Origin of the sequence: Rheinheimera pacifica (genome assembly GCF_024809855.1) — a bacterium.
In the GTDB taxonomy this organism is placed as follows: Bacteria; Pseudomonadota; Gammaproteobacteria; order Enterobacterales; family Alteromonadaceae; genus Alishewanella; species Alishewanella pacifica_A.
In genome coordinates, this window is record NZ_JANUEM010000036.1 from 1 (window position 1) to 1,160 (window position 1,160).

The 1,160-nt window shown below is 48.2% G+C and carries 1 protein-coding gene; it reads left to right on the top strand.

Features of this window, described 5'->3' with window-relative positions; all coding sequences use genetic code 11:
• Positions 1 to 105 precede the first annotated feature (105 nt).
• Complete coding sequence (locus M2404_RS20250) at positions 106 to 1,146, top strand: IS630 family transposase (RefSeq protein ID WP_259241823.1); 1,041 nt, start codon at positions 106 to 108, stop codon at positions 1,144 to 1,146.
• Positions 1,147 to 1,160: the final 14 nt, after the last annotated feature.

The window sequence follows — 1,160 nt, forward strand, 5'->3', positions numbered from 1 at the left end:
CTAAATAACTGTTCCAAACAGTAGATCACCAAAACGAAGGAACTCAATGCGGTTTACGCGATCAGATCGGTCGCCAAACTAATAAGCCACAAAACCGCATTGAGTATGAACAAGATAGCATTTTTGTACGGCGCAGAAACCCGCCGTTTGAAGAAAATTATCCATAAAACCCGTGATAAAGACCTTTGCCGCAGAGCAACTGCAGTGTTACTGGTACTAAAAGGCAAGGCTAAAGCTGAAGTGGCCAGACTGCTGCAAGCTGGACGGTCATCGGTGAATCGTTGGTTTACCTGGTACGAAGCAGCAGGAATTGATGGTTTAACAAACCAGCGCACAGGCCGACCGCCAACGCAGCCCAAGGCCTTAATTATTGATGTGCTTAAGTTGTTGATTGAGCACAAGCCCAGGGAGCTTGGCTATCAACGGTCACGCTGGAGTACGGAGCTATTCAGCCTGGTGTTAAAGCGCGTTCTTGGTTTGATTGTTCACAGCTCAACGATACGCCGCTTGCTGCCTAAAGCTGGCATTGTTTGGCGCAGAGCGGCACCGACACTGCGGATAAAAGACCCCGCTAAAGCTGAGAAAATGGCGGCAATATATGAGGCGCTGAACAATTGCAGCGCTGAGCATCAGGTATTTTATGAAGATGAAGTGGATATCCACCTGAACCCGAAAATCGGTGCGGACTGGGGCTATAAAGGCAAACAACGACTGGTGGTAACACCAGGCAAGAACAGAAAACATTATCTTGCTGGGGCGCTACACAGCAAAACAGGCCAGATCACCTATGTTGGCTCAACGAGCAAAAGCTCAGAGCTGTTTATAAGCCTGATGGAAAAGCTAAAACGGCAATACCGGCGAGCCAAAACCATTACGCTGGTAGTGGATAACTACATTATCCACAAGAGCAAAAAAACAGAGAAGTGGCTGCGCAAGAACCCGAAGTTTGTGCTGTTGTTCCAACCAGTTTACAGCCCTTGGGTCAACAAGATAGAAAAGCTTTGGCATGCCTTGCACGAGACCATTACGCGCAACCACTGTTGCAAAACGATGGATGATTTATTGGAGCAGGTTGAGCATTTTATGGATAACGCCGCGCCGTTTCCGGGAGGCGGTCATGGCTTGCAGCGGGTGTATCAGAGTTAGGATCAGTTATTTAG